This is a genomic window from Nocardioides sp. SRI_004 (genome assembly GCF_057586415.1).
Map to the genome: position 1 here is coordinate 1 of NZ_JBYCZV010000040.1, position 756 is coordinate 756.

The following is a 756-nucleotide window of genomic DNA, read 5'->3' on the forward strand; positions in this document are numbered from 1 at the left end:
TGGAAGGTCAATCGGTGTAAGCAACGGTCATGCTGCTGCCGGGTTTGACAGCAGTGCGTCCAGCGCTTGGGCTGGGGTTCGCATGTCCAGCGTAGGGCGTGGTCGGGCGTTGAGGGTCGCAGCGATCCGGCGTAGGTCGGCTGCGGTGAACCGGGACAGGTCGGTGCCCTTGGTCAGCCAGTGCCGCAGGAGCCGGTTGGTGTTCTCGTTGGTCCCGCGTTGCCACGGCGAGTGGGGATCGCAGAAGTAGACCGGCATGTCGAGCTCGACCTGGATCTTGTCGTAGCGAGCCAGCTCGGTGCCACGGTCCCAGGTCAGCGAGCGGCGCAGGTGCTCGGGCAACTCGCCCATCTCGCGGATCATCACCGCCGCGACGGACTCCGCGTCGTGACGTCCGGGCAGGTGCAACAGGATCGTGAACCGGGTCGAGCGCTCCACCAGGGTCCCGACCGCGGGAGTGCCAGGAGGGCCCATGATCAGGTCGCCTTCCCAGTGGCCTGGCACGGCACGGTCGGTGACCTCGGCAGGACGCTGACTGATCTTGAACGCTTCCTTGTACGGCGAGGGACCACGCCGGCCGGTGCCCCGGGCCTGCCGGTGGGGCCGTTTGGTCGACAGCTGTCGGTAGAGGTCCTTGCGCAACGACCCGCGGGTCTGGACGTAGAGCGCCTGGTAGATCGTCTCGTGCGACACCCGGCCCATGATCATGTGTGGTGACTCCTCGCGCAGCACCCGGGCGATCAGTTTCGGTGACCA

The 756-nt window shown here is 66.9% G+C and carries 1 protein-coding gene; it reads right to left on the reverse strand.

From position 1 onward, the window contains the following. Positions 1–27: 27 nt before the first annotated feature. The coding region (locus AC2YHB_RS25615; protein ID WP_487354878.1) for an IS30 family transposase at positions 28–756 on the reverse strand (729 nt) is incomplete at its 5' end.